24 protein-coding genes and 1 riboswitch are annotated in these 21499 nt (G+C 76.9%); of the genes, 18 read left to right on the forward strand and 6 right to left on the reverse strand.

Annotation, left to right across the window (positions count from 1 at the left end; genetic code table 11):
* Window positions 1-206 precede the first annotated feature (206 nt).
* The 8 genes from ACI79X_RS14100 (at window position 207) to ACI79X_RS14135 (ending at window position 6551) form a co-directional block, all read left to right on the forward strand.
* The gene (locus ACI79X_RS14100) at window positions 207-479 is read left to right on the forward strand and encodes a hypothetical protein (RefSeq protein ID WP_457026035.1); all 273 of its coding nucleotides are present in this window, start codon (window positions 207-209) and stop codon (window positions 477-479) included.
* Window positions 480-571: 92 nt separating this feature from the next.
* Window positions 572-1609: a hypothetical protein gene (locus tag ACI79X_RS14105; protein WP_457026036.1), complete on the forward strand. Its 1038-nt coding sequence runs from the start codon at window positions 572-574 to the stop codon at window positions 1607-1609.
* A gap of 79 nt (window positions 1610-1688) precedes the next feature.
* Window positions 1689-2090, forward strand: coding sequence for a DUF2237 family protein (locus tag ACI79X_RS14110; RefSeq protein ID WP_457026037.1), 402 nt, complete (start codon window positions 1689-1691; stop codon window positions 2088-2090).
* Window positions 2091-2153: 63 nt separating this feature from the next.
* Window positions 2154-2648 (forward strand): glutathione peroxidase, encoded by a 495-nt coding sequence (locus ACI79X_RS14115; RefSeq protein WP_457026038.1) that lies wholly within the window; start codon window positions 2154-2156, stop codon window positions 2646-2648.
* 53 nt (window positions 2649-2701) lie between these two features.
* On the forward strand, window positions 2702-3418 hold the full coding sequence (locus ACI79X_RS14120; protein WP_457026039.1) for a mycothiol-dependent nitroreductase Rv2466c family protein: 717 nt from the start codon (window positions 2702-2704) through the stop codon (window positions 3416-3418).
* A gap of 85 nt (window positions 3419-3503) precedes the next feature.
* On the forward strand, window positions 3504-4580 hold the full coding sequence (locus ACI79X_RS14125; RefSeq protein WP_457026040.1) for a FecCD family ABC transporter permease: 1077 nt from the start codon (window positions 3504-3506) through the stop codon (window positions 4578-4580).
* 10 nt (window positions 4581-4590) lie between these two features.
* On the forward strand, window positions 4591-5700 hold the full coding sequence (locus tag ACI79X_RS14130) for a FecCD family ABC transporter permease (RefSeq protein ID WP_457026041.1): 1110 nt from the start codon (window positions 4591-4593) through the stop codon (window positions 5698-5700).
* The gene (locus ACI79X_RS14135) at window positions 5697-6551 is read left to right on the forward strand and encodes an ABC transporter ATP-binding protein (RefSeq protein ID WP_457026042.1); all 855 of its coding nucleotides are present in this window, start codon (window positions 5697-5699) and stop codon (window positions 6549-6551) included. The genes ACI79X_RS14130 and ACI79X_RS14135 overlap by 4 nt, the downstream gene beginning before the upstream one ends.
* A gap of 59 nt (window positions 6552-6610) precedes the next feature.
* On the opposite strand, the gene ACI79X_RS14140 is transcribed toward ACI79X_RS14135, so the two are convergent.
* Entirely contained in the window at window positions 6611-7543 is a 933-nt protein-coding gene (locus ACI79X_RS14140) for a siderophore-interacting protein (RefSeq protein ID WP_457026043.1), read from the reverse strand.
* A 112-nt stretch (window positions 7544-7655) separates the two neighbouring features.
* Between ACI79X_RS14140 and ACI79X_RS14145 the strand changes: the two genes are divergently transcribed.
* On the forward strand, window positions 7656-8657 hold the full coding sequence (locus ACI79X_RS14145; protein ID WP_457026044.1) for an ABC transporter substrate-binding protein: 1002 nt from the start codon (window positions 7656-7658) through the stop codon (window positions 8655-8657).
* 13 nt (window positions 8658-8670) lie between these two features.
* On the opposite strand, the gene ACI79X_RS14150 is transcribed toward ACI79X_RS14145, so the two are convergent.
* A complete protein-coding gene (locus tag ACI79X_RS14150; protein ID WP_457026045.1) occupies window positions 8671-9633 on the reverse strand; it encodes an EamA family transporter in 963 nt (320 codons plus the stop codon).
* 95 nt (window positions 9634-9728) lie between these two features.
* Between ACI79X_RS14150 and ACI79X_RS14155 the strand changes: the two genes are divergently transcribed.
* From ACI79X_RS14155 to ACI79X_RS14185, 7 genes are all read left to right on the forward strand, one after another.
* Window positions 9729-10103: a hypothetical protein gene (locus tag ACI79X_RS14155; RefSeq protein ID WP_457026046.1), complete on the forward strand. Its 375-nt coding sequence runs from the start codon at window positions 9729-9731 to the stop codon at window positions 10101-10103.
* A gap of 43 nt (window positions 10104-10146) precedes the next feature.
* Window positions 10147-10932, forward strand: a complete 786-nt coding sequence (locus ACI79X_RS14160) for a thioesterase family protein (protein WP_457026047.1) — start codon at window positions 10147-10149, stop codon at window positions 10930-10932.
* Window positions 10933-11007: 75 nt separating this feature from the next.
* Entirely contained in the window at window positions 11008-11895 is an 888-nt protein-coding gene (locus ACI79X_RS14165) for a mechanosensitive ion channel family protein (protein ID WP_457026048.1), read from the forward strand.
* On the forward strand, window positions 11892-12386 hold the full coding sequence (locus ACI79X_RS14170) for a hypothetical protein (protein ID WP_457026049.1): 495 nt from the start codon (window positions 11892-11894) through the stop codon (window positions 12384-12386). The genes ACI79X_RS14165 and ACI79X_RS14170 overlap by 4 nt, the downstream gene beginning before the upstream one ends.
* Window positions 12387-12433: 47 nt before the next feature.
* Window positions 12434-12550: riboswitch (SAM riboswitch) on the forward strand.
* A 43-nt stretch (window positions 12551-12593) separates the two neighbouring features.
* On the forward strand, window positions 12594-13886 hold the full coding sequence (locus ACI79X_RS14175; RefSeq protein ID WP_457026050.1) for a bifunctional o-acetylhomoserine/o-acetylserine sulfhydrylase: 1293 nt from the start codon (window positions 12594-12596) through the stop codon (window positions 13884-13886).
* A 165-nt stretch (window positions 13887-14051) separates the two neighbouring features.
* On the forward strand, window positions 14052-15038 hold the full coding sequence (gene metX, locus ACI79X_RS14180) for a homoserine O-acetyltransferase MetX (RefSeq protein WP_457026135.1): 987 nt from the start codon (window positions 14052-14054) through the stop codon (window positions 15036-15038).
* 41 nt (window positions 15039-15079) lie between these two features.
* Window positions 15080-16150 (forward strand): threonine aldolase family protein, encoded by a 1071-nt coding sequence (locus tag ACI79X_RS14185; protein WP_457026051.1) that lies wholly within the window; start codon window positions 15080-15082, stop codon window positions 16148-16150.
* A 14-nt stretch (window positions 16151-16164) separates the two neighbouring features.
* Here the strand turns inward: ACI79X_RS14185 and ACI79X_RS14190 are convergent, their stop codons facing one another.
* Window positions 16165-16743: a gamma carbonic anhydrase family protein gene (locus ACI79X_RS14190; protein WP_457026052.1), complete on the reverse strand. Its 579-nt coding sequence runs from the start codon at window positions 16741-16743 to the stop codon at window positions 16165-16167.
* 55 nt (window positions 16744-16798) lie between these two features.
* Here ACI79X_RS14190 and ACI79X_RS14195 point away from each other — a divergent pair, with 55 nt between their 5' ends.
* On the forward strand, window positions 16799-17833 hold the full coding sequence (locus ACI79X_RS14195; protein ID WP_457026053.1) for a uroporphyrinogen decarboxylase family protein: 1035 nt from the start codon (window positions 16799-16801) through the stop codon (window positions 17831-17833).
* Between the two features lie 7 nt (window positions 17834-17840).
* Here the strand turns inward: ACI79X_RS14195 and ACI79X_RS14200 are convergent, their stop codons facing one another.
* Entirely contained in the window at window positions 17841-18128 is a 288-nt protein-coding gene (locus ACI79X_RS14200) for a hypothetical protein (RefSeq protein WP_457026054.1), read from the reverse strand.
* 47 nt (window positions 18129-18175) lie between these two features.
* On the opposite strand from ACI79X_RS14200, the gene ACI79X_RS14205 reads away from it, so the two are divergent.
* Window positions 18176-18754, forward strand: a complete 579-nt coding sequence (locus ACI79X_RS14205; RefSeq protein WP_457026055.1) for a YdeI/OmpD-associated family protein — start codon at window positions 18176-18178, stop codon at window positions 18752-18754.
* On the opposite strand, the gene ACI79X_RS14210 is transcribed toward ACI79X_RS14205, so the two are convergent.
* Window positions 18751-20235: an APC family permease gene (locus tag ACI79X_RS14210; protein WP_457026056.1), complete on the reverse strand. Its 1485-nt coding sequence runs from the start codon at window positions 20233-20235 to the stop codon at window positions 18751-18753. The two genes, ACI79X_RS14205 and ACI79X_RS14210, sit on opposite strands and share 4 nt — an antisense overlap.
* Before the next feature lie 102 nt (window positions 20236-20337).
* Window positions 20338-21354, reverse strand: a complete 1017-nt coding sequence (locus ACI79X_RS14215) for a C40 family peptidase (RefSeq protein WP_457026057.1) — start codon at window positions 21352-21354, stop codon at window positions 20338-20340.
* Window positions 21355-21499 lie beyond the last annotated feature (145 nt).

The raw sequence follows: 21499 nt of genomic DNA on the forward strand, positions 1-21499 counted from the left end.
CCCCCCCCCCCCCCCCCCCCCCCCCCCCCCCCCCCCCCCCCCCCCCCCCCCCCCCCCCCCCCCCCCCCCCCCCCCCCCCCCCCCCCCCCCCCCCCGGGGCCGCCCTCCCGGCGGGCCCGGGTGCCGTGAGCCCGCACCCGGGCCCGTCGGGCACGGCCGGCGCGGTCGTCCCGCCGGACGCCGCGTCGCCCGCCGCGTCGCCCGCCGTGTCCCCCGCCGTGTCGCCCGCCCCGGCCGTCCTCGCGCCGGCGCAGCCGCTGCCCGACGCGCCGCCCGCTCCCGCCCTCCCCGCCGGCCCGGCCGTGCCGGCGACCGCGGGGACCGCTGCCGGAGGGGCCGGCGTCGACCGCGACCAGCCCTCCGCCGACCTGACCGGGGCCGTTCCCGCCGCGCTGCTCGCCGCGGCCGGGGCGGCCTCCGACGGCGCCCGCGACGCCGCGGCCGCCGACCCGGTCGACCCCGCCACCTCTCCCGACTGAGTGCCGCGCCGCCGGCTGCCCGCCGGCCGAGCGCACGACCCCCGCCGTCCCGTCCGGGACCGGGGTCCCAGCACCCAGTCAGGAGAACTGCCATGTCCCGATGGGCCACCCGCGCCCTGCGCGTGACACTGCTGACCGGCGGCCTGCTCGCCGTCGGCACCGGCGTCGCCGCCGCGTCCGACCAGCCCGGAGACGTCGACCTCGACGTCGTCGTCCCGGTCACCGTCACCGACAACGCCCTCGGCGTCCTCGGCGACGCCCCCGCCGCCACGGGCCTCGAGCTGCCCGCGGTCTCCCAGGACCTCAGCCTCGACCTCGGCCCGGTCGCCGTCTCGGTGCCGGTCGCCCTCGGCGGCAACGACGCCGCGGTCGGCAGCGGCGGGGTGTCCCAGCCGCCCGCCGGGCCGGCGCCGGCCGACGACCCGGCCGACGTCGCGGTCCCCGTGACCGTCGTCGGCAACGGGATCGGCGTGCTCGGCGACGCCGAGGCCTCCGGCGCCGCCCCGGCCGCACCGGAGGGCGCGGTGACCGTGCCCGTGACCGTCTGCGGCAACGGCGTCGGCCTGCTCGGCGACGCGGCCGGCCAGTGCGCGCTACCCGGTGGCGGCACCCCCGGCACCGGGACCCCGGGCACCGGGACCCCGGGCACGGGGACCCCGGGCACGGGGGACGGCGGCATCGACGTCGACGTGCCGGTGACCGTGTGCGGCGTCGGCCTGGGCCTGCTGGGCAGCGGCACGGGCGACTGCACCCCGCCGGCCGGCCCCGGCGGCCCGACGGACCCGACCGGCCCGCAGGACCCGGGCACGCCCCAGCACCCGGCTCCCGAGCAGCCCGGCCCGCAGCACCCCGGCCCGCAGCACCCCGGTCCGCAGCACCCCGGTCTGGTCACCCCGGTGGCGGGCGCGGGCACGTGGACGTCGGCGGGCGACGGCACCGGCGTCCTCGCCGGCACCGGCTCGGGCTCCACGACGGGCTCCGGCACCGTGGCGGGCTCCGGCTCGTCCGGCGGCGGGCGGCTGGCCTACACGGGCAGTGACGTCACCGGTGTCCTCGGCGCCGCCCTGCTCGTCCTGCTGGCGGGCGCCGGGCTGAGCCTCACGGCGCGCCGCCGCAGCGGCACCGCCTGACCGCACCACCGCGGGCCCGGCCGGCCCACCCATCGGCCGGGCCCGCGCGCGGGCGGTGCCGCTCTGCGACGATCCCGGCATGGGTGAGCCGGCGACCGAGCGCAACGTGCTGGGCGGCGAGCTCGAGCCGTGCGGCACCGAGCCGCTGACCGGGTTCTTCCGCGACGGTGCCTGCCGCAGCGGACCCGAGGACCTGGGCAGCCACACGGTGTGCGCGGTGGTCTCGGCGGAGTTCCTGGCGCTGCAGCGGGAGCTGGGCAACGACCTGGTCACCCCGCGGCCGGAGTACGGGTTCCCCGGGCTGCGGCCCGGCGACCGCTGGTGCGTCGTCGCCGCGCGGTGGCTGCAGGCGTACCAGCGGGGCGTGGCCACCGGCGTCGTCCTGGCGGCCACCAACGAGCGGGCGCTGGAGATCGTGCCGCTGGCGGCGCTGCGGCAGCACGCCGTCGACGTGCCCGACGACGTCAGCAGCCTGGAGTAGCGGAACGAGCGGGTGTGCGGCCGGCTTGTCAGGGGACGTCCCGGCCCGACGCGAGGAGCTCCCGTGACCGACCTGCTCGACCTGCCCGTGGCCACCCTGCGCGGCGAGGACACCACGCTCGGCGCCCTGACCGGCCGACGTCCGGCGCTGGTGGTGAACGTGGCCAGCCGCTGCGGGCTCACGCCGCAGTACACGCAGCTCGAGGCGCTGCACCGGGAGTACGGGACGCGCGGGTTCACCGTCGTCGGGGTGCCGTGCAACCAGTTCGCCGGGCAGGAGCCGGGCACCGCCGAGGAGATCGCCACGTTCTGCTCGGCCACCTACGACGTCACCTTCCCGATGACGGGAAAGGTCGACGTCAACGGCGAGGGCGCGCACCCGCTGTACCGGCGGCTGACCCAGGCGCCCGACGCCGCGGGGAAGTCCGGCCCGGTGCAGTGGAACTTCGAGAAGTTCCTGGTCGACGGCGACGGCGCGGTGGTGGCCCGGTTCCGGCCGACGACGGAGCCCGGCGCCCCCGAGGTCCGGGCGGCGATCGAGGCGCTCCTCCCCCGCTGACCGCCGCTCGCCGGCGACGCGCACGCGCGGGCGTGCGGGGTGACCATGGAGCCGTGGCCGACCTGCACTTCTACTTCGACCCCGTCTGCCCCTTCGCCTGGCTGACCAGCCGGTGGGTGCGGACGGTCGCCGCGCGGCGCACCTACGAGGTGGACTGGCGGTTCATCTCGCTGCGGCTGCTCAACGCGCACGTCGACTACGACGCGCAGTTCCCGCCCGAGTACGAGGCCGGCCACACCGCGGGGCTCCGGCTGCTGCGCGTCGCCGCCCGTACGCGGGAGGAGCACGGCCGGGCGGCGGTCGGCTCGCTGTACGAGCGCCTCGGCGAGCGGATCCACGACACCGAGCCCGACCGTCCCGGCACCGCCGGCGAGCGCGGCACCCGCGGCTACCTCGAGCCGGTGCTGGAGCGGGCCGGGCTGCCGGCCGGCCTCGCCGACGCCCTCGACGAGGACCGCTGGGACGCCGTCGTGCAGGCCGAGACCGAGGAGGCGCTCGCGCTGACCGGCCGCGACGTCGGGACGCCGATCCTGCACTTCGAGCCGCCGGAGGGCGTCGCCTTCTTCGGCCCGGTCATCAGCCGGGTGCCGCCCGAGGACCGCGCCGTCGAGCTGTGGGACCACGTGGTCGGCCTCGCCCGGTTCCCCGGCTTCGCCGAGCTCAAGCGCAGCCTGCGCGAGCGCCCGCAGCTGGTCTCGGCCGGTGTGGCGCCCGGCGAGGTCGGCGTCCAGGAGGAGTGGCAGGCCGGCAGCCGCCGCCTCCACCGGTGAGCCTGCACCGGTGAGCGAGGTGTCCCGGCCCGCCTCCGGCGACTAAGGTGAGCCTTCCCTAGCCACCGTCGTCCGGAGCTGCCCGGTGTCCGTCCCCAGCGCCACCCGCGCCCCCGCGGGGACCGCGGCGACCGTGGCGACCTCCCGGACGGTCGCCGCCCGCCGCACCCGGCGCCGGGTCCTCGGCACGCTGGCCCTGCTGGTCCTGGTCCTCGCCGCCTGCGCCGCGAGCATCGCGATCGGCACCCGCCCGCTGGCCCTGGGCACCGTCTGGGAGGTCCTCACCGACCGGTCGCTGCGCACCGAGGAGGCGGTGATCGTCCGGGACCTGCGGGTCCCGCGCACCGCGCTCGGCCTCATGGTGGGGGCGTCGCTCGGCGTCGCCGGGGCGCTCATGCAGGGCCACACCCGCAACCCGCTGGGCGATCCGGGGCTGCTCGGGGTCACGGCCGGGGCGTCCTTCGCCGTCGTCCTGGCCATCGCGCTGCTCGACGTGGCCACCCCGTCCGGCTACGTCTGGTTCGCCTTCGCCGGGGCGCTGGCCGGCACGGTCGCCGTCTACCTGCTCGGGGCGGCCGGCCGCGGCGGGGCCACCCCGGTCACCCTGGCGCTCGCCGGCTCGACCCTGTCGGCGCTGCTCTACGCCCTGGTCCGCGCGCTCCTGGTCAGCGACTCCAACTCCCTCGACGCCTTCCGCTTCTGGGTGGTGGGAGCGCTGGCCGGCCGCGGTGCCGACATCGCCTGGCAGGTGCTGCCGTTCGTCGTCGCCGGGCTGGTGCTCGCGCTGCTCAACGCGCCGGCCCTCGACCTGCTCGGCATGGGCGAGGACGTCGCCCGCGGGCTCGGCCAGCGGGTGTGGCTGGCCCGGGCGGTCGGCCTGGTGGCGATCACGCTGCTGGCCGGCGCGGCGACGGCGGCCTGCGGGCCGATCGCCTTCGTCGGCCTGGTGGTGCCGCACGCCGTCCGCGTGTTCACCGGGCCGGCGCACCGCTGGCTGGTCCCCTGCTCCGCGCTGGCCGGGGCGCTGCTGCTGCTCACCGCCGACGTCGTCGGGCGGGTCATGGCCCGGCCCGGCGAGGTGCAGGTGGGCATCGTGCTCGCCCTGCTGGGCGGCCCGTTCTTCATCGCGCTCGTGCGGCGCAAGAGGTCGGCGACGCTGTGAGGGGGACGCGGTGACCGCCACCGTCGAGACGATCCGCGGGACGACGCCGCCCGAGCCCGGCGGGCGCCCCCGCGGCCGCACGGTGGTGCTGCGGGCCGGGCCGTTCTCGGCGCGCTTCCGCTGGCGCTCGGTCGTCGTCCCGCTCGCCGCGCTGGTCGCCGTCGTGCTGCTGTCGGCCGTCGCGCTCGGCCGCGGCGACTACCCGATCGGGCTCGGCGACGTGCTGCGCACGCTGGTCGGCGCCGGCGAGGCCGGGCAGCGCTTCGTCGTGCTGGAGCTGCGGGCGCCGCGCGTCGTCGTCGGGGTGCTCGTGGGTCTCGCGCTCGGGGTGGCGGGCGCGCTGTTCCAGACCTTCGCCCGCAACCCGCTGGCCTCCCCCGACATCCTCGGCATCACCTCCGGCGCCTCGGTGGGCGCGGTGACGGCGATCGTCGTCAGCGGTTCCTCCTCGGTGGGCGCGGTGCTCGGCGGCCTCGGCGTCCCGCTCGCGGCGCTGGCCGGGGCGCTCGCCGCCGGGCTGCTGCTGTTCGCGCTGGCCTTCCGGTCCGGCGTCGACGGCTACCGCCTGGTGCTGGTGGGCGTGGCGATCTCCTCGATGAGCCTGGCCGTCGTCGACTGGCTGCTCACCCGCGCCGCCATCTACGACGCCGCCGCGGCCTACGTGTGGATCGTCGGCTCGCTCAACGCCCGCACCTGGGACCAGGCGGTCCCGCTGGCGGTCGCGCTGGCCGTGCTGGTGCCCCTGGCGCTGGCGGCCGGCCGGGTGCTCGGCGTGATGCAGTTCGGCGACGACACCGCGCGCGGGCTCGGCGTCCGGCTGGCCGCCGCGCAGGCCGCCGTCGTGCTCGTCGCCGTCGTGCTGGTCGCGGCGGCCGTCTCCGCCGCCGGGCCGATCACGTTCGTGGCCCTGGTGGTCCCGCAGATCGCCGTCCGGCTGACCGGCGGCTCCCGGCCGCCGCTGCTGGCGTCCGGCCTGCTGGGTGCGGCGCTGGTCGTGCTCGCCGACCTGCTCACCCGGACCGTCCTGCCGCAGGCCCTGCCGGTGGGCATCCTCACCGCGGTCGTGGGCGCCCCCTACCTGCTCTGGCTGCTCGTCCGCGGGAGGCGGACCCCCGCATGACGACTCACGTCTCCGCCGTGCCCGCCCCCTCGCCGGCCCCCGCGGCCCCCGGCCCGCGCGTCCGCCTGGCCGCCGAGGGCCTGCGGCTGGCCTACGACGACCGGGTCGTCGTCGACGGCCTCGACCTCGACCTCACCGACGGCTCGTTCACCGCGATCGTCGGGCCGAACGGCTGCGGCAAGTCCACGCTGCTGCGCGCGCTGGGACGGCTGCTGCGCCCGGCCGCAGGGCAGGTGGTCCTCGACGGCCGGTCCATCGCCAGGACGCCGACCCGCGAGGTGGCCCGCGTGCTCGGCCTGCTGCCGCAGACGCCGGTGGCGCCGTCGGGCCTGACCGTCGCCGACCTCGTCGCCCGCGGGCGGCACCCGCACCAGAGCTGGCTGCGGCAGTGGTCCGGCGACGACGAGGCCGTGGTCACCGAGGCGCTGGCCTGGACCGACATGGCCGACCTCGGCGACCGCCCGGTCGACGAGCTGTCGGGCGGGCAGCGGCAGCGGGCCTGGATCTCGATGGCGCTCGCGCAGCAGACCGACCTGATCCTGCTCGACGAGCCGACCACCTACCTCGACCTGTCGCACCAGATCGACGTCCTGGAGCTGGTGGCCCGGCTGCACGCCGAGCGGGGCCGCACCGTCGTCGTCGTGCTGCACGACCTCAACCTGGCCGCGCGCTACGCCCACCGGCTGGTGGCCATGCGCGACGGCGTCCTGGTGGCGTCGGGCACACCGCACGAGGTGCTCACCGAGCAGCTGCTCGCCGACGTCTTCGACCTCGAGGCCCGCGTGGTGCCCGACCCGGTCGCCGGCACCCCGATGGTCGTCCCGGTCCGCCGGCTCCCCCGCCGGGCGTAGTCGAAGGACCCCCTGCCCCCGCCGCTCGCACGCTGGCGGCGGGCCCCTGCAGGGGGCCGTCAGTTCTCGGCGCGGCCCTCGCGCCAGTAGCCCATGAAGGCCACCGAGCGCCGGTCGACGCCGAGGTCGCCGACCAGGTGGCGGCGCAGCTGCTTGACCACCCCGGCCTCGCCGGCCAGCCAGGCGTAGCAGCCGGCCCCCGCCGCCGGGTCCTCGGGGACCTCCCACAGCAGCTCGGTGTCGAGGTCGACGTCCTCGGGCGCGGGCGCCGGTGCGGCGCAGACGCCGAGGTCGACCAGCGCGGCGTGCACCGCGGGGACCAGCAGCTCGCCGCGCGGGCGGTCGGCGCGGGCGAGCCAGCGCACCTGCACGCCCTCGGGCAGCCGCAGGTCCTGCAGGTCGCCGGCCTGCGGCACCTCCAGGACGGCGATCGCCCGCCGGCCCGCCGGCAGCGCCTCGAGGATGGCGCTCACGGCCGGCACCGCGGTCTCGTCGCCGGCCAGCAGCAGGCAGGTCGCCGACGCCGGCGGCGCCCACTCGACGCCCCAGGCGCGGCCGCGGCCGGGCCGGTCGGGGCCCATGACCACCATGCGGTCGCCGGGCGCCGCCTGGGCGGCCCAGGTCGCGGCCGGCCCGGCGTGCCCGTCGGCGACCCCGTGCAGGACGACGTCGACGTCGATCTCGGCCACCTCGGGCCGGGCCGCGCGCACGGTGTAGGTGCGCAGCACGGGCCGGCGCTCCTCGGGCAGCGCGCAGTAGGCCGGGTACCACTCGGCACCGGCGGCGTGCAGCTCGGTCAGCGCGGTGGGGTCGGGGGCGAGGACGAGCTTGACCCGCTGGTCGTCACCGGCGACGCCGAACCCCGCGAGCCGCGGCCCGGTGAGGGTGATCCGCCGCGTGCTCGGGCCGAGCGGCGCCACGCGGGCGACGACGGTCTCGAAGAACAGCCACTGGGGCAGCGCGGCGGTCGGGGCCTCGGTCGTCGTGGTCACCTGCAGGTCTCCGTCTCGCCGTCGGACGGCCCTTGCGGACCGCGTGTAAGGCAAGGCTAACCTGTGCGCCGCCCGCAGGGGAATCCCCCTGCCCGACCTGCGAGGAGACCCCGTGTCCCGACCCCCGCGCCTGCTCGGCGCCTCCCTCGCGCTGGTGGCGCTGCTCGCCGCCGGCGCCTGCTCGAGCGCCGAGGACACGGAGGCGGCCGCCGCGGCCGACGAGGGCTGGACGTTCACCGACGACCTCGGCACCACCGTGGAGCTCGACGCCCGGCCCGAGCGCATCGCCGGCCTCAACGACGTCGTCTCGTCGCTGTGGAACTACGGCATCCCGCCGGTGGCCACCTTCGGCCAGACCTCGGCCGCCGACGACGTCCAGTTCGAGGGCCGCGACCTCTCCGACGTGGAGATCGTCGGCGAGAGCTACGGCGCGATCGACCTGGAGGCGCTGGCCGCCACCGACCCCGACCTCATCGTCACCACCGTCTACCCGGTCGACTCCGAGGGGACGCTGGACGAGACCCAGCCGCTCTACGGCCTGGAGTCCCTCGAGCAGCAGGAGCAGCTCGAGCAGATCGCGCCGGTCGTCGCCATCGCCTGGCGCGGCTCGGCCGCCGAGGTCATCGAGCGCACCGCGGAGCTCGCCGGGTCCCTCGGCGCCGACATGGACGGCGAGGAGGTCAGCGCCGCCCGGCAGGACTACGAGGACGCCTCCGCCGCGCTGACCGAGGCCGCCTCCTCCGGCGTCACCGTGCTGCCGGTCGCGGCCTACCCGGACGAGGGCTTCTACATGGCCAAGGCCCTCGACGACCCCTCGCTGCACCTCTACCAGGACCTCGGCGTGCAGTTCGTCGACCCCGGCGGCGACGGCTACTTCTGGCAGACGGCGAGCTGGGAGCAGGTGCCCGAGTACCGCAGCGACGTGATCCTCTACTCGCTGCGCGGCGCCATGACGCCGGAGGAGATGGCCGGCCAGCCCACGTACGGGCTGCTGCCGGCCGCGCAGGCCGAGCAGGTGTACCCGTGGGAGTACGTCGGCATGGACTACGTCGCCCAGGCCCGCTACATGGAGCGGCTGGCCGGCTGGCTCGCCGACAGCGAGAAGGTCGCCTGACGCAGAGCAGCGGCTAGAGCGGCGCCGGCGTCTCGGGAACGGGCGCCGGCGCCGCCCGCGGCGCGGCGGTCCGCGCGGTCTGCGCCAGGGCGATGCCGGTGAGGACGACGAGCCCGCCGAGCACCTGCCAGCCGGTGAGCACCTGCTCCACCCACAGCCAGGCGACGACGGAGGCGAACACCGGCTCGACGGTGGCCACGAGCCCCGCGGTCGTGGGCGGCAGGTGCCGCAGCGCGGCGATCGACAGCCAGAACGGCGTGATCGCGCCGAGGACGACGATCCAGGCGACCAGCACCCACAGCGGCAGCTGCGCCGATCCCAGCGACACCGGCACCGCCTCGCCGAGCACGGCCGGGTCGAACGGCGTCCACGGCGCGACGACGGCCCAGAACAGCGCCGCGGCCACGAAGCTCCAGCAGGTCAGCGCCACGGGGTCGCGGTCGGCGGCGCCGCGCTCCCCCATCAGGTAGTAGGTGGCCAGGCACACGGCGGCGGCCAGCGCGGCGCCCACGCCGAGCGTGTCGAGCGAACTCCCGCCCTGCCACACCTGCGCGACGAGCACGAGCCCGCCGAGCGACAGCGAGAGCGCCAGCCAGATGCGCGGCCGCACCGGTTCCCTGCGCACCAGCCGGACCCACAGCGCGATGAGGACCGGCGCGGTCATCTCGAAGACCAGCGCGATCCCGACCGGCAGCCGGCCGATGGCGACGTAGTAGAGGAACTGGGTCAGCGCGACGCCGACCACGCCGAACACCGCGAGGAAGGGCAGCTCACGCCGGGTCAGCCGCAGCCGCTGCGGCGACACCAGCGCCAGCGCGAGCAGCAGCCCGACGGCGGCGCCACCGCAGCGCATCGCCGTCAGCCAGGTGGGCGGGACGCCGGAGCGCAGCGCCAGCGTGGAGACGGTGCCGTTGACGGCGAACAGCCCCGCCGCGGCGACGGTGAGCAGGTACCCGACGGCGGGACGGCGTGCCACGGGGGGACCGTAGCCGCCGTCGGCCGCCACGCCGCCTACCCACCGCAGGCCGGACTGCGCGGGTGGCCCACAGGGAGGGCGGGCACCCTCGGGGCATGACCGAGCCGGAGCCCCGCCCCCCGTGGTCCCGGCGGCGCCGGCGGCTGCTGGCCGGGCTCGCCCTCGGCGGCGTCGCCGGTGGCCTCGGCGCGCTCGTGCTGCCCGCCGAGGCCGGGGTGACGGCGGCCTACCTGGGCGCGCTGTGCGGGCTCCTGCTCGTCGCCGCCGCCGCGGTGTTCCTCGCGATCCCGGGGCCGGACACCCTGGGCTCGCTGCTGCGGACGACGCCGCTGGCCGGCGCGGTGTGCGTGGTCGCGGCGCTGCTGGCGCTGTCGAACGCCGGGGAGTCGCTCCGCTGGCTGTGGTGGACGGCCGCCGGGGTGGGCGCCGCGTGGGCGGCGGCGGCGCTGTGGCTCAACCGCGGGACCTGACCCCCGGCGCGGCCGGGAGGGGCACGGCGCGAGACTGCCGGGCGTGGACCTGCCCCGCGCCTGCTACCTGCCCGACGGCGACGACGGGTACGTCGCCACCGCGCTGACGATCGGCCCGTGGGACCCCGGTCAGCAGCACGCGGGCCCGCCGGCCGCCCTGCTCGCCCGCGCGGTGGAGCGCACCGGCGGGATCGCCGACGGGCAGGCCGTGCGGCTGGCCTACGACGTGCTGGGGCCGGTGCCGGTCGGCCCGGTGCGGGTGACCGCGCGGGTGCTGCGCCCGGGACGGCGGATCGAGCTGGTCGAGGCGACGCTGGAGGCCGGCGGGCGCGCCGCGATGCGGCTGACCGCCTGGCGGATGCGCACCCGCGACTCCGCGGCGACCGCCGCCCCGCCGCAGCCGTTCGCCGTCGGCCCGGAGGAGGCCCGGCCGGCGGCCTTCGACGTCTTCTCCGAGGAGATCGCCTACCACCGGGCGCTCGAGTGGCGGGCGGCCGCGGGCTCCCTGACCGACACCGGCCCGGCCGCCGCCTGGACCCGCCCGCGCTGCCAGCTGGTCGAGGGCGAGCCGATGACGCCGCTGGAGCACCTGCTGGTCATGACCGACGCCGCCAGCGGCATCTCCACCGAGATCGACTGGTCGCAGGCCACCTTCGCCAACGTCGACCTCGTCGTCGCCCTGTTCCGGCAGCCGGCCGGCGAGTGGCTGGGCATGGACGCCGTCACCACGCTGGGGCCCGCCGGGGCCGGGCAGTGCGCCGCCGACCTGTACGACGCGCACGGGCGCATCGGCCGGTCGGTGGCCTCGCTGTTCGTCGAGCCCCGGTAGCAGGCCACTCCCAGGCGGACCGGGTTGGATGGGGACCGGACCCGCACCTGACCGACCGGAGGGACCCGACACCGCATGGGACCGTTCACCGACCTGCTCGACTGGCTCGCCGGCCGCGGCCTGGAGATCGTGCTGATCATCCTCGGCTCGGTCCTGGTGGCCCGCTTCATCAGCTGGGTCGGCGACCGGATCACCAGCCGCATCGACGCCCGCTCCACCGGCGGCGACGTGCTGGTCCGCTCCGAGGCGGCCAAGCACCGGCACTCGCTCACCCAGGTCGTCACCTGGACGCTCATCGTGCTCGTCTACACGGTGGCGGCCTTCTACGTGCTCGACCGGCTCGGCGTCCCCGTCACCGGCCTGGTCGCGCCGGCCACCGTGCTCGGCGTGGGGCTGGGCTTCGGCGCCCAGCGCATCGTCGGCGACGTGCTCGCCGGGTTCTTCCTCATCACCGAGCGCCAGTACGGCTTCGGCGACGTCGTCTCGATCCAGGTGGTCGGCGGCGGCGACCCGGCCAACGGCACCGTCGAGGACGTCACGCTGCGGATCACGCGGCTGCGCTCGGCCGACGGCGAGGTGGTCACCATCCCGAACGGGCAGATCGTCAAGGTGGTGAACCTGTCCCGCGACTGGGCGCGCGCCGTCGTCGACGTGCCGGTGCCCACGACGGCCGACGTCACCCGGGTCAACGACGTGCTGCGCGACGTCGGCCGGGCGGCCTTCGCCGACCCCGGGCTGCGCCGCCTGCTGCTCGACGAGCCCAGCGTCATGGGCGTGGAGAGCATCGACCTCGACCAGGTCAACGTGCGGGTGGTGGCGCGCACGCTGCCCGGCCGCCAGTTCGAGGTCGGCCGCGACCTGCGCGAGCGCATCGTGCTCGCCTTCGCCCGGGCCGGTCTCACCATCACCCCCGAGCCGCCCGCCGCGGCCCCGGCGCCCGCCCGGCAGGGGGCGCAGCAGTGAGCGTCCCCGGCGCGCCCCGCCCGGCCGACGGGACCGACGGCACCGTCGGCGACCCGGCCGGCCGCGGCCGGTTCGGCCTCTCCGGCGTCCTGCGCCGCACGCCCGGCCGCATCGGGCGGGCACGCACGTCGACGCTGGTCCTCGTCGCCCTGTTCCTCGGCCTCGGCGTGCTCTACCTCTACGTCAAGCCCGCCGACGCCGGCGCCGACCCCGCGGGCGGCACGACGACGGTCACCACCCCGGCCCCGGCGCCCGCGCCGACGACCGCCCCGCCGGCGACGACGACGGAGGAGGCCCCGGGGACGACGACGCCGGAGGAGACCGCGCCGACGACGACCGCCCCGGACACCCCCGCACCGACGACGACCACCGCACCGCCGACGACCACGGCCCCGGGCACCACGGCGCCGGAGCCGACCACGCCGGACACCCCCGAGGCACCGGTCCCGACGACGACGGCGCCCACGACCGGCAGCGCGCCCACCTCCTGAGCCCCCCGGGCTGGACGCGGCGCGGTGGACCGCTAGGGTCGCCCCAGGCTCCTGAGTGACAGCGCGAAGTACCTGGCTGGCTGTCCGGCAACCTCTCCTCCGTCTGAGGTGCTCCCAGGGGAAGAGCCGGCCGCGCTGCGCCCGCAGCACGGCAAGGACGGAGCACCTGTGCGCCGCAGGTCCTCCGGAGCGAGAGGAGACGGCGCGTTGACCGACCCGCAGAGCTGGAGCTTCGAGACCCGGCAGATCCACGCCGGCACGAGCCCCGACCCCACCACCGGCGCCCGGGCGCTGCCCATCTACGCCACCACGAGCTACCAGTTCCGCGACACCCAGCACGCCGCGGACCTGTTCGCGCTGGCCGAGCTCGGCAACATCTACACGCGGATCATGAACCCGACGCAGGACGCGCTCGAGCAGCGCGTGGCCTCCCTCGAGGGCGGCGTCGCGGCCCTCGCGGTGGCCAGCGGCCAGGCCGCGGAGACGCTGTCGCTGCTCAACGTCGCCGAGGCCGGCAGCCACGTCGTCGCCTCCGCCTCGCTCTACGGCGGCACCTACAACCTGCTGCACCACTCGCTGCCCAAGCTCGGCGTCGAGGTGTCCTTCGTCGAGGACCCCGACGACCCGGAGAACTGGCAGCGGCTGGTCCGCGAGAACACCAAGGCCTTCTACGGCGAGTCGATCGGCAACCCGAAGGGCGACGTCCTCGACATCGCCGCCGTCGCCGAGGTGGCCCACCGCAACGGCGTGCCGCTGATCGTCGACAACACCATCGCCACCCCGTACCTGGTGCGCCCGCTCGAGCACGGCGCCGACGTCGTCGTGCACTCGGCCACCAAGTACCTCGGCGGCCACGGCACCGCGATCGCCGGCGTCATCGTCGACGGCGGCAGGTTCGACTGGACGCAGGGCAGGTTCCCCGGCTTCACGACGCCGGACCCGACCTACCACGGCGTCGTCTACGCCGACCTCGGCGCGCCCGCCTACGCGCTCAAGGCCCGCGTGCAGCTGCTGCGCGACCTGGGCCCGGCGATCAGTCCGTTCAACGCCTGGCTGGTGGTGCAGGGCATCGAGACGCTGTCGCTGCGCATGGAGCGGCACGTGGCCAACGCCCAGCGGGTGGCGGAGTTCCTCGAGGCGCACGACGAGGTGGAGTCGGTGCACTACGCCGGCCTGCCCTCCTCGCCGTGGCACGCGGCGCAGCAGCGCTACGCCCCGAAGGGCGCCGGCGCGGTGCTGGCGTTCGAGATCCGCGGCGGCGTCGAGGCCGGCAAGCGCTTCGTCGAGGGGCTGGAGCTGCACAGCCACGTGGCCAACATCGGCGACGTGCGCAGCCTGGTCATCCACCCGGCGTCGACGACGCACTCGCAGCTGACGGCCGAGGAGCAGCTCACCACCGGCGTCACGCCGGGCCTGGTGCGGCTGGCCGCCGGCCTGGAGGGCATCGAGGACATCCTCGCCGACCTCGAGGCCGGGTTCCGCGCCGCCAAGGGGGCGTGATGACGGGGGTGCGGGACGCCGCGGCGTCCCGCCCCCCCCCCCCCCCCCCCCCCCGGCGGCCCCCCGCCCCCCCCCCCCCCCCCCCCCCCCCCCCCCCCCCCCCCCCCGCCGCGCACCGGCGGGTGGCGCGAGGGCGACCCCGCCGGGGACCGGCTCTTCCTCGACCTGGACGGACCGGTCCGGCTCGAGCGCGGCGGGGTGCTGCCCGGCGTCCGGGTGGCCTACGAGACCTGGGGCACGCCGGCGCCCGACGGCTCCAACGCGGTGCTGGTCGAGCACGCGCTCACCGGCGACAGCCACGTCACCGGCCCGGCGGGCCCCGGCCACCCGACGCCGGGCTGGTGGGCGTCGCTGGTCGGGCCGGGCGCGCCGCTGGACACCGACCGGTACTTCGTCGTGTGCGCCAACGTGCTCGGCGGCTGCCAGGGCACCACCGGGCCGTCGTCGGCCGCGCCGGACGGGCGCCCGTGGGGCGAGCGGTTCCCCGAGGTGACCGTCGGCGACCAGGTGCGGGTCGAGGCCGCGCTCGCCGACGCGCTCGGCGTACGGCGCTGGGCGGCCGTCGTCGGCGGGTCGATGGGCGGCATGCGGGCGCTGGAGTGGGCGGTGGCGCTGCCCGACCGGGTGGCCGGCCTGTTCTTCCTCGCCTCGGGCGCGGCGGTCACCGCCGACCAGCTCGGCACCCAGACCACCCAGCAGGCGGCCGTGCGCGCCGACCCCGTGGCCGGGCTCGGCATCGCCCGCCGGATCGCGCACCTCACCTACCGCAGCGCGCTGGAGCTCGAGGAGCGCTTCGGCACGGACGTGCAGGCCGACGGGCGCTTCGCCGTCGCCTCCTACCTCGAGCACCACGCCGACAAGCTGGTCCGCCGCTTCGACCCGGGCAGCTACCTGGTGCTCACCGAGGCGATGAACACCTGGGACGTCGGGCGTGGCCGCGGCGGCGTGGAGGCGGCGCTGGCGCGGGTGACCGCGCGGTCCGTGGTGGCCGGCGTCGACTCCGACCGGCTGTACCCGCTGCACCTGCAGCAGCGGGTGGCCGACGCGCTCGGGGTGCCGCTGCGGGTGGTGTCCTCGCCGTACGGGCACGACGGCTTCCTCGTCGAGGCCGACGCCGTCGGCGCGCTGGTGCGCGAGCTGCTGGCCTCCTGACGTCCCGGGTGGGCCGGGACCGGATCGGCGAGACTGTGCGCGTGAGCGACGACGACCTCGACGCGCTGCGCCTGGCCTGCGACCGCGCCCTGGGCGGGCACGGGCCGGTCCGGGCCGGCGCCCTGCTGGCCACCGTCCCCGCCGACACCGCGGTCGACCGCTACGGCGCGGGCGGCGTCGTCGCGGAGCTCGAGACCGAGGTGGCCGCGCTGCTGGACAAGCCCGCCGCGGTGTACCTGCCCAGCGGCACGATGGCCCAGCAGGCGGCGCTGCGCGTGCACGCCGGCCGGACGATGCGGCGCACCGTCGTCGCCCATCCCGAGTGCCACCTGTTCCGGCACGAGGGCGGGGCGCTGGAGCGCCTGCACGGGCTGGTGCCGCGCCCGGTCGGCGACCGCAACCGGCTGCTGCTGCGCGCCGACCTCGACGCCGTCGCCGAACCGCCCGCCGCGCTGGTGGTGGAGCTGCCCCAGCGCGACCTCGGCGGGCAGCTGCCGCCGTGGGACGACGTCGTCGAGCAGGCCGCGTGGGCGCACGACGTGCACTCCGTGGCCCACCTCGACGGCGCTCGGCTGTGGGAGGCCTCCGCCGGCTACGAGATGCCCGTCTCCGACCTCGCGGCGCCGTTCGACACCGTCTACGTCAGCTTCTACAAGGGCATCGGCGCGCTCGCCGGGTGCTGCCTGGCCGGGCCGGCCGACGTCGTCGCGGAGGTCCGCGAGTGGCGGCACCGGCTCGGCGGCACGCTGTGGGGCCTGTGGCCGGGCGCGGCGTCGGCGCTGACCTGCCTGCGCGAGCGGCTGCCGCTGTTCCCCGCCTACCTGCAGCGGGCCCGCGAGATCGCCGACGCGGTCCGCGACCTGCCCGGCGTGCGCGTGGTCCCCGACCCGCCGCAGACGCCGATGCTGCACCTGCTGCTCACCACGACGCCCGAGCGCTTCCGCGCCGCCGTCCGCGGGCTGGCCGAGGACGGGCTGTGGACGTGGACCGAGGCCGCCCCGACCGCCGACCCGGCCGTGCAGCGGGTGGAGCTGTCGGTCGGCGACGCCACGATGGCACTGTCTGTGGAGGAGGTCCGCGGCGCCCTGGCCCGCCTCGCCGGCGCCGTCTGACGGAGGACGCTCGCTCAGTCGGCGGCGTCTCCGGGGACGTGGCCGGCCGAGGGCAGCGGCCCGCGCACGATCGGCCGCACCCGCCGCGCCGAGGGCAGCCGCTCGGAGTAGGCGAGCGCGTTGAGCCGGATGTGCGCGAGGTCGTCCTCGGTGGCCTGCCGGACCACCTTCGCCGGGACGCCCGCCACCAGCGAGCCGGGCGGCACCTGGGTGCCCTGGGTGACGACGGCACCGGCGGCCACGATCGAGCCCGACCCGATGTGCGCGCCGTTCATCACCACGCTGCCCATGCCCACGAGGACGTCGTCGTCGACCCGGGCGCCGTGCAGCACGACCCGGTGCCCCACGGTGACGCCGCGGCCGATGACCAGCGGGAAGCCCGGGTCGGAGTGCAGCGTGCTGCCGTCCTGCACGTTCGAGCCCTCGCCGATCTCGATGACCTCGGCGTCGGCCCGGGCCACCGCGCCGTACCAGATGCTCGACCGGGGGCCCATGGTCACCGCGCCGACCACCACCGCCGTCGGCGCCACGAACGCCTCGTCGTCGATGGCCGGGGCGCCGTAGTCGAGCTCCGCGATGTAGTTGTCCGCCACGGCCCCACCCCAGCACACCGGACCCCGCCCGGCCGCCCGGGGCAGACTCCTCGTCGTGCCCGCCGACCTGCCGTTCCTGCCCACCACCGTCGTCGGGAGCCTCCCGCAGCCCGGCTGGCTGATCGACTCCGACCGGCTGGCCCACCAGTTCCCGCCCCGGGTGCGCGCCCGGGAGCTGTGGCGGCCGGCGCCGGAGCTGCTCGAGGAGGCCCAGGACGACGCCACGCTGCTCGTGGTGCGCGCCCAGGAGGTGGCCGGCCTGGACCTGGTGGGTGACGGCGAGCAGCGCCGGGAGTCCTACTCCAACCACTTCGCCACCGCGCTCGACGGCGTCGACGTCGACACCCCCGGCACCGTCCTCAACCGCTCGGGGCAGCCGATCCCGGTGCCGCGGGTGACCGGGGGGATCGCGCGCCGCGGGCCGATCCAGGCGCGCGACGTGCGGTTCCTGCGCGCGGCCACCGACCGGCCCGTGAAGATCACGCTGCCCGGCCCGTTCACGATGGCCCAGCAGGCCCAGGACGAGCACTACGGCGACGACCGGGCGCTGGCGCTCGCCTACGCCGACGTCGTCCGCGAGGAGATCGCCGACCTCTTCGCCGCCGGGGCCGACGTCGTCCAGATCGACGAGCCGTGGCTGCAGGCCCGGCCCGAGGTGGCCCGCCGGTACGGCGCCGAAGCGGTCACCCGCGCCGTGGAGGGCGCGCCCGGCCCGGTGCACCTGCACCTGTGCTTCGGCTACGCGGCGATGGTGGCCGAGCGCCCGGAGGGCTACTCATTCCTGCCCGAGCTCGCCGACACCCCCGTGGACACCGTCTCGGTGGAGACCGCGCAGTCGCACCTCGACCCGGCCCAGCTGCGTCCGCTGCGCGGCAAGGGCATCGCGCTGGGCGTGCTCGACCTGTCCACGCCGGAGGTGGAGACGCCCGAGGTGGTGGCCGGGCGGGTACGCCGGGCCCTGGACGACGTCGACGTCGACCGGCTGGTGCTGTCCTCCGACTGCGGCCTGAAGTACCTCCCGCGGGCCTCCGCCGAGGGCAAGATGCGCTCGCTGGCCCTGGCCGCCCGGGCCCTGCGGGAGGAGCTCTGAGCGCGGCTCAGCCGGCCCGCACGCTCCACCGGGCCAGGAACTCCTCCGGCCCGACGGCGGCCAGCTCGTCGCGGATCGCGCGCAGCACGTGCCCGGTGCCGTCCTCACTGGGCACCCGGAGCACCTCCGTGCCGTCGTCGCGACGGCGCACGACGACGTCGTGCACGGTGGGCGCGGGCACCAGCCCCTGCACCAGCTCGGCGGCGAACGCCCCGGCCACCCGGGCCCAGTGCCGCACCCGCCCGCCCGGCCGGGGCTCGAGGGCGGCGGTGTAGCGCTCGTCGGCCCGGTCCACCCGCACAGGGTGGCGCACCGCGCGCCGCCGCCGCCAGGATCGCCGTCGTGACCCTGCCGACCGACCTGCCGGTGCTCGCCTTCCCCGACCAGGCCTCGTTCGAGGCGTGGCTGGAGGCGGAGTCGGCCACCGCGCCCGGCATCTACGTGAAGCTCGCCAAGAAGGGCGCCGGGGTGCCCTCGCTGACCCGCGACGAGATGGTCGAGTCGCTGCTGTGCTTCGGCTGGATCGACGGCCGGGCCAACAGCGTCGACGAGCACTGGTACCTGACCCGGGTCACCCCGCGGCGGCCGCGCAGCGTGTGGTCGGCCAAGAACGTCGGCATCGTCGCCGACCTGGTGGCCGCCGGCCGGATGCGCCCGGCCGGCCTCGCGCAGGTGGAGGCGGCGCGAGCCGACGGCCGCTGGGACCGCGCCTACGCGGGCCCGGCCACCATCACCGTCCCGGACGACCTGGCCGCGGCGCTGGACGCCTCACCCGGCGCCCGCGCGGCCTTCGACGCCCTCGACGGCACCAACCGCTACGCGGTCCTCTGGCGGGTGCACACGGCCGCGAGCCCCGCCACGCGGGCCAAGCGGATCGCGGCCCTGGTCACGATGCTCGCCGAGGGCCGCACCCCGCACTAGGCGGCGAGCGGGTCGGTGTCCTCCGGGGCGACGCCGGGCCGCTCCTGCCAGAAGCGGCCGTCGCGCCACCGCCACACGATCATGAGCGCGACGCCGGCCAGCATGATCCCGACCCCGATGACCAGCGGCGGGCCGACGCCGAACCAGGCCTGCCCGGTGTAGCTGTTGGCCGGGTCGGCCAGGTCGCGCACCGACAGCACGAGCAGCCAGGCGAGCAGCGCCGCCCCCACGAGCGGGCCGACGCCGAGGAGCAGCGCGTCGCGCAGGCTGTGCGCCAGCCGGCGGCGGAAGTACCAGGCGCAGGCGACGCCGGTGAGCGCGTAGTAGAGGGCGATCAGCAGCGACAGCGCGGTGATCGAGTCGAACAGCGCGTTCTCGCTGACCAGGTGCACGCCGACGTACCAGGCGATCGCCACGCCGGCGACCCACCAGGTGGAGACGTCGGGCGTGCGGAAGCGCTCGGACACCGACCCGAACCGCGCCGGCAGCGCCGCCCGCCGCGCCATGGACAGGCCGGTGCGCGAGGCCGGGATGATCGTCGTCTGCGTGGAGGCGATCGCCGAGGTGGCCACGGCGGCCAGCACCACCCAGTCCCAGCCGCCCAGCGCCTCGGTGGACAGCAGCGCGAAGACCGCCTCCTCCTCGTCGGCGTTGGCGGCCAGGAACGCCGTCCCGGCGAAGGAGACGACGGCGACGGCCACGCCCACGTAGGTGAGCAGCAGGACCACCGTCGACCACACGCCGGCGCGGCCGGGGGCGACCCGCGAGTCGGTGGTCTCCTCGGTGAGGTTGACCGCCGACTCCCAGCCCCAGTACGCGAAGACGCCGAGCAGCAGCCCGCCGGTCAGGGCGGCACCGCCGGCGCCGAAGGGGTCGAGCCAGTCCCACGCCGGCGTCAGCCCGCCGAAGGGCGAGTCACCGCGCACCCCGCGCACGACCGCGACGACGGCGAAGACCAGCAGGGCCGCCGTCTGGGCGAGGATCAGCCCGTTCTGCAGGCGCGAGGAGATCTCGGTGCCCAGCACGCACACCGCCGACATGACCAGCACCAGCAGCACGCTCAGCGCGATGACGGCGGGCGTCGAGTCGGCCAGCGCGTCGAGCCCGAGCATGAGCAGGGTGAACCGGACGCCCACCTCGGCCAGCGACCCCACCACGAGGACACCGGTCATCGTGATCGCCCAGCCGCCGATCCAGCCGGCGGTCGGGCCGAACGCCCGGGTGACCCAGGAGAACGTCGTCCCGCAGTCGGGGTCGGTGCGGTTGAGCGCGGCGAAGGCGCCGGCGATGAGCAGCATCGGGACGAACGACGCCAGCATCACGCCGGGCGCGTGCACGCCCACGAGCGCCACGACCGGGCCGATGACGGCGGCCAGCGAGTAGGCCGGCGAGGTCGCGGCGAGGCCGATGACGAGCGAGTCGAGGAAGCCGATGGCCCCGGGCCGCAGAGCGGGCTCCGGTCGCGGTAGTGCCCGGGTCACGGTCGGCCACGGTACGGCGTGCACCCGGTGACGTGCTGGAACGGCCTCCCTGCGGGGGCCCGCGTCGAGCGGGGCGAGGCGTGGGGGCAGGGAGGCCCCTCGTCAGGCGACGCGGACGGCGCCGCGGTACCCCGCCTGGTCGACGCTGGTGACCGCGACCGGCTGGCCGAAGGTGCGCGCGTGCACCATCTTGCCGTCGCCGATGTAGATGCCCACGTGGCTCACCGGCGAGTAGAAGTAGACGATGTCGCCGGGCAGCAGCTCCGAGCGCGAGACCGGCGTCCCCATCGTCGACTGGGCCTTGCTCGAGTGCGGCAGGGAGATGCCGGCGGCGGCGTAGGCGTACTGGGTGAGCCCCGAGCAGTCGAAGCCGTCCGGTCCGGAGGCGCCCCACACGTAGGGGTCGCCGATCTGGCCCAGCGCGGTCTGCACGGCGGTGGCGGCGGCGGGGCCGGGCGCGGCGGCCGCGGCGGTGGCTGCGGACGGCGCGTCGAGGACGGGGCCGGCGAGCGCGGCGGTGACCTCGGCCTGCTCGGCGGCGCTGAGCCGGGCGAAGTCGGCCTCGTAGGCGTCGACCTGGGCCTGCACCTGGGCCTGCTGCTCCTGGAGGGTGGCCAGCGCGGCGGCGGCCTCGGCGGCTGCGGCGTCGGCCGTGGCGCGGGCCTGCTCAGCGGCGGCCTGGGCGACGGCGACCTCGGTGAGCACGCCGTCGGTGTGGTCGGCGATGAGGTCGAGCATCGTCATCTGCGCGACGAGGTCGTCGGCGGAGTGGCTGCCGAGGAAGGCCGCGACGCGGGACTGGGTGTTGCCCGTGTAGCCGCTCTGCGCGATGGCGCGGATGGCCGGCTCGTACTGCTGCAGCGTGGCCTCGGCGACGGCGGCGGCCCGGTCGGCCTCGGCGGCGGCCTGCTGCTGGGCGGCCACGGTCAGCTCGGCCTGGTGCACCTGCTCGTCGACCGCGGTGAGCTGCCGGCCGGCCTCCTCGACCAGCTGCGCCGCCTCGTCGGCGGTCGAGGGCGCGGCCGACGCCGAGCCGGGGGCGAGCACCAGGGCCACGAGGCCGGTGGCGGCCACCACCGCACCCGTCCAGCGCCGTCCCGTCGTCCGGTTGCGCTGCACGATCGGCCTCCTCCTGCCGCCCTCGTGGACGGCCTCCCCCGGGTCTGGTCCGTACGGACGGTAGGGAGGAGATGAGCGGAGCGTGTGCAGGGCGCGCGGTGATCAGCGGGTGGGACGGCCCCACCCGCCTCGTTCATCCCATCCG

The sequence above is a fragment of the Geodermatophilus sp. SYSU D01119 genome (genome assembly GCF_054049975.1).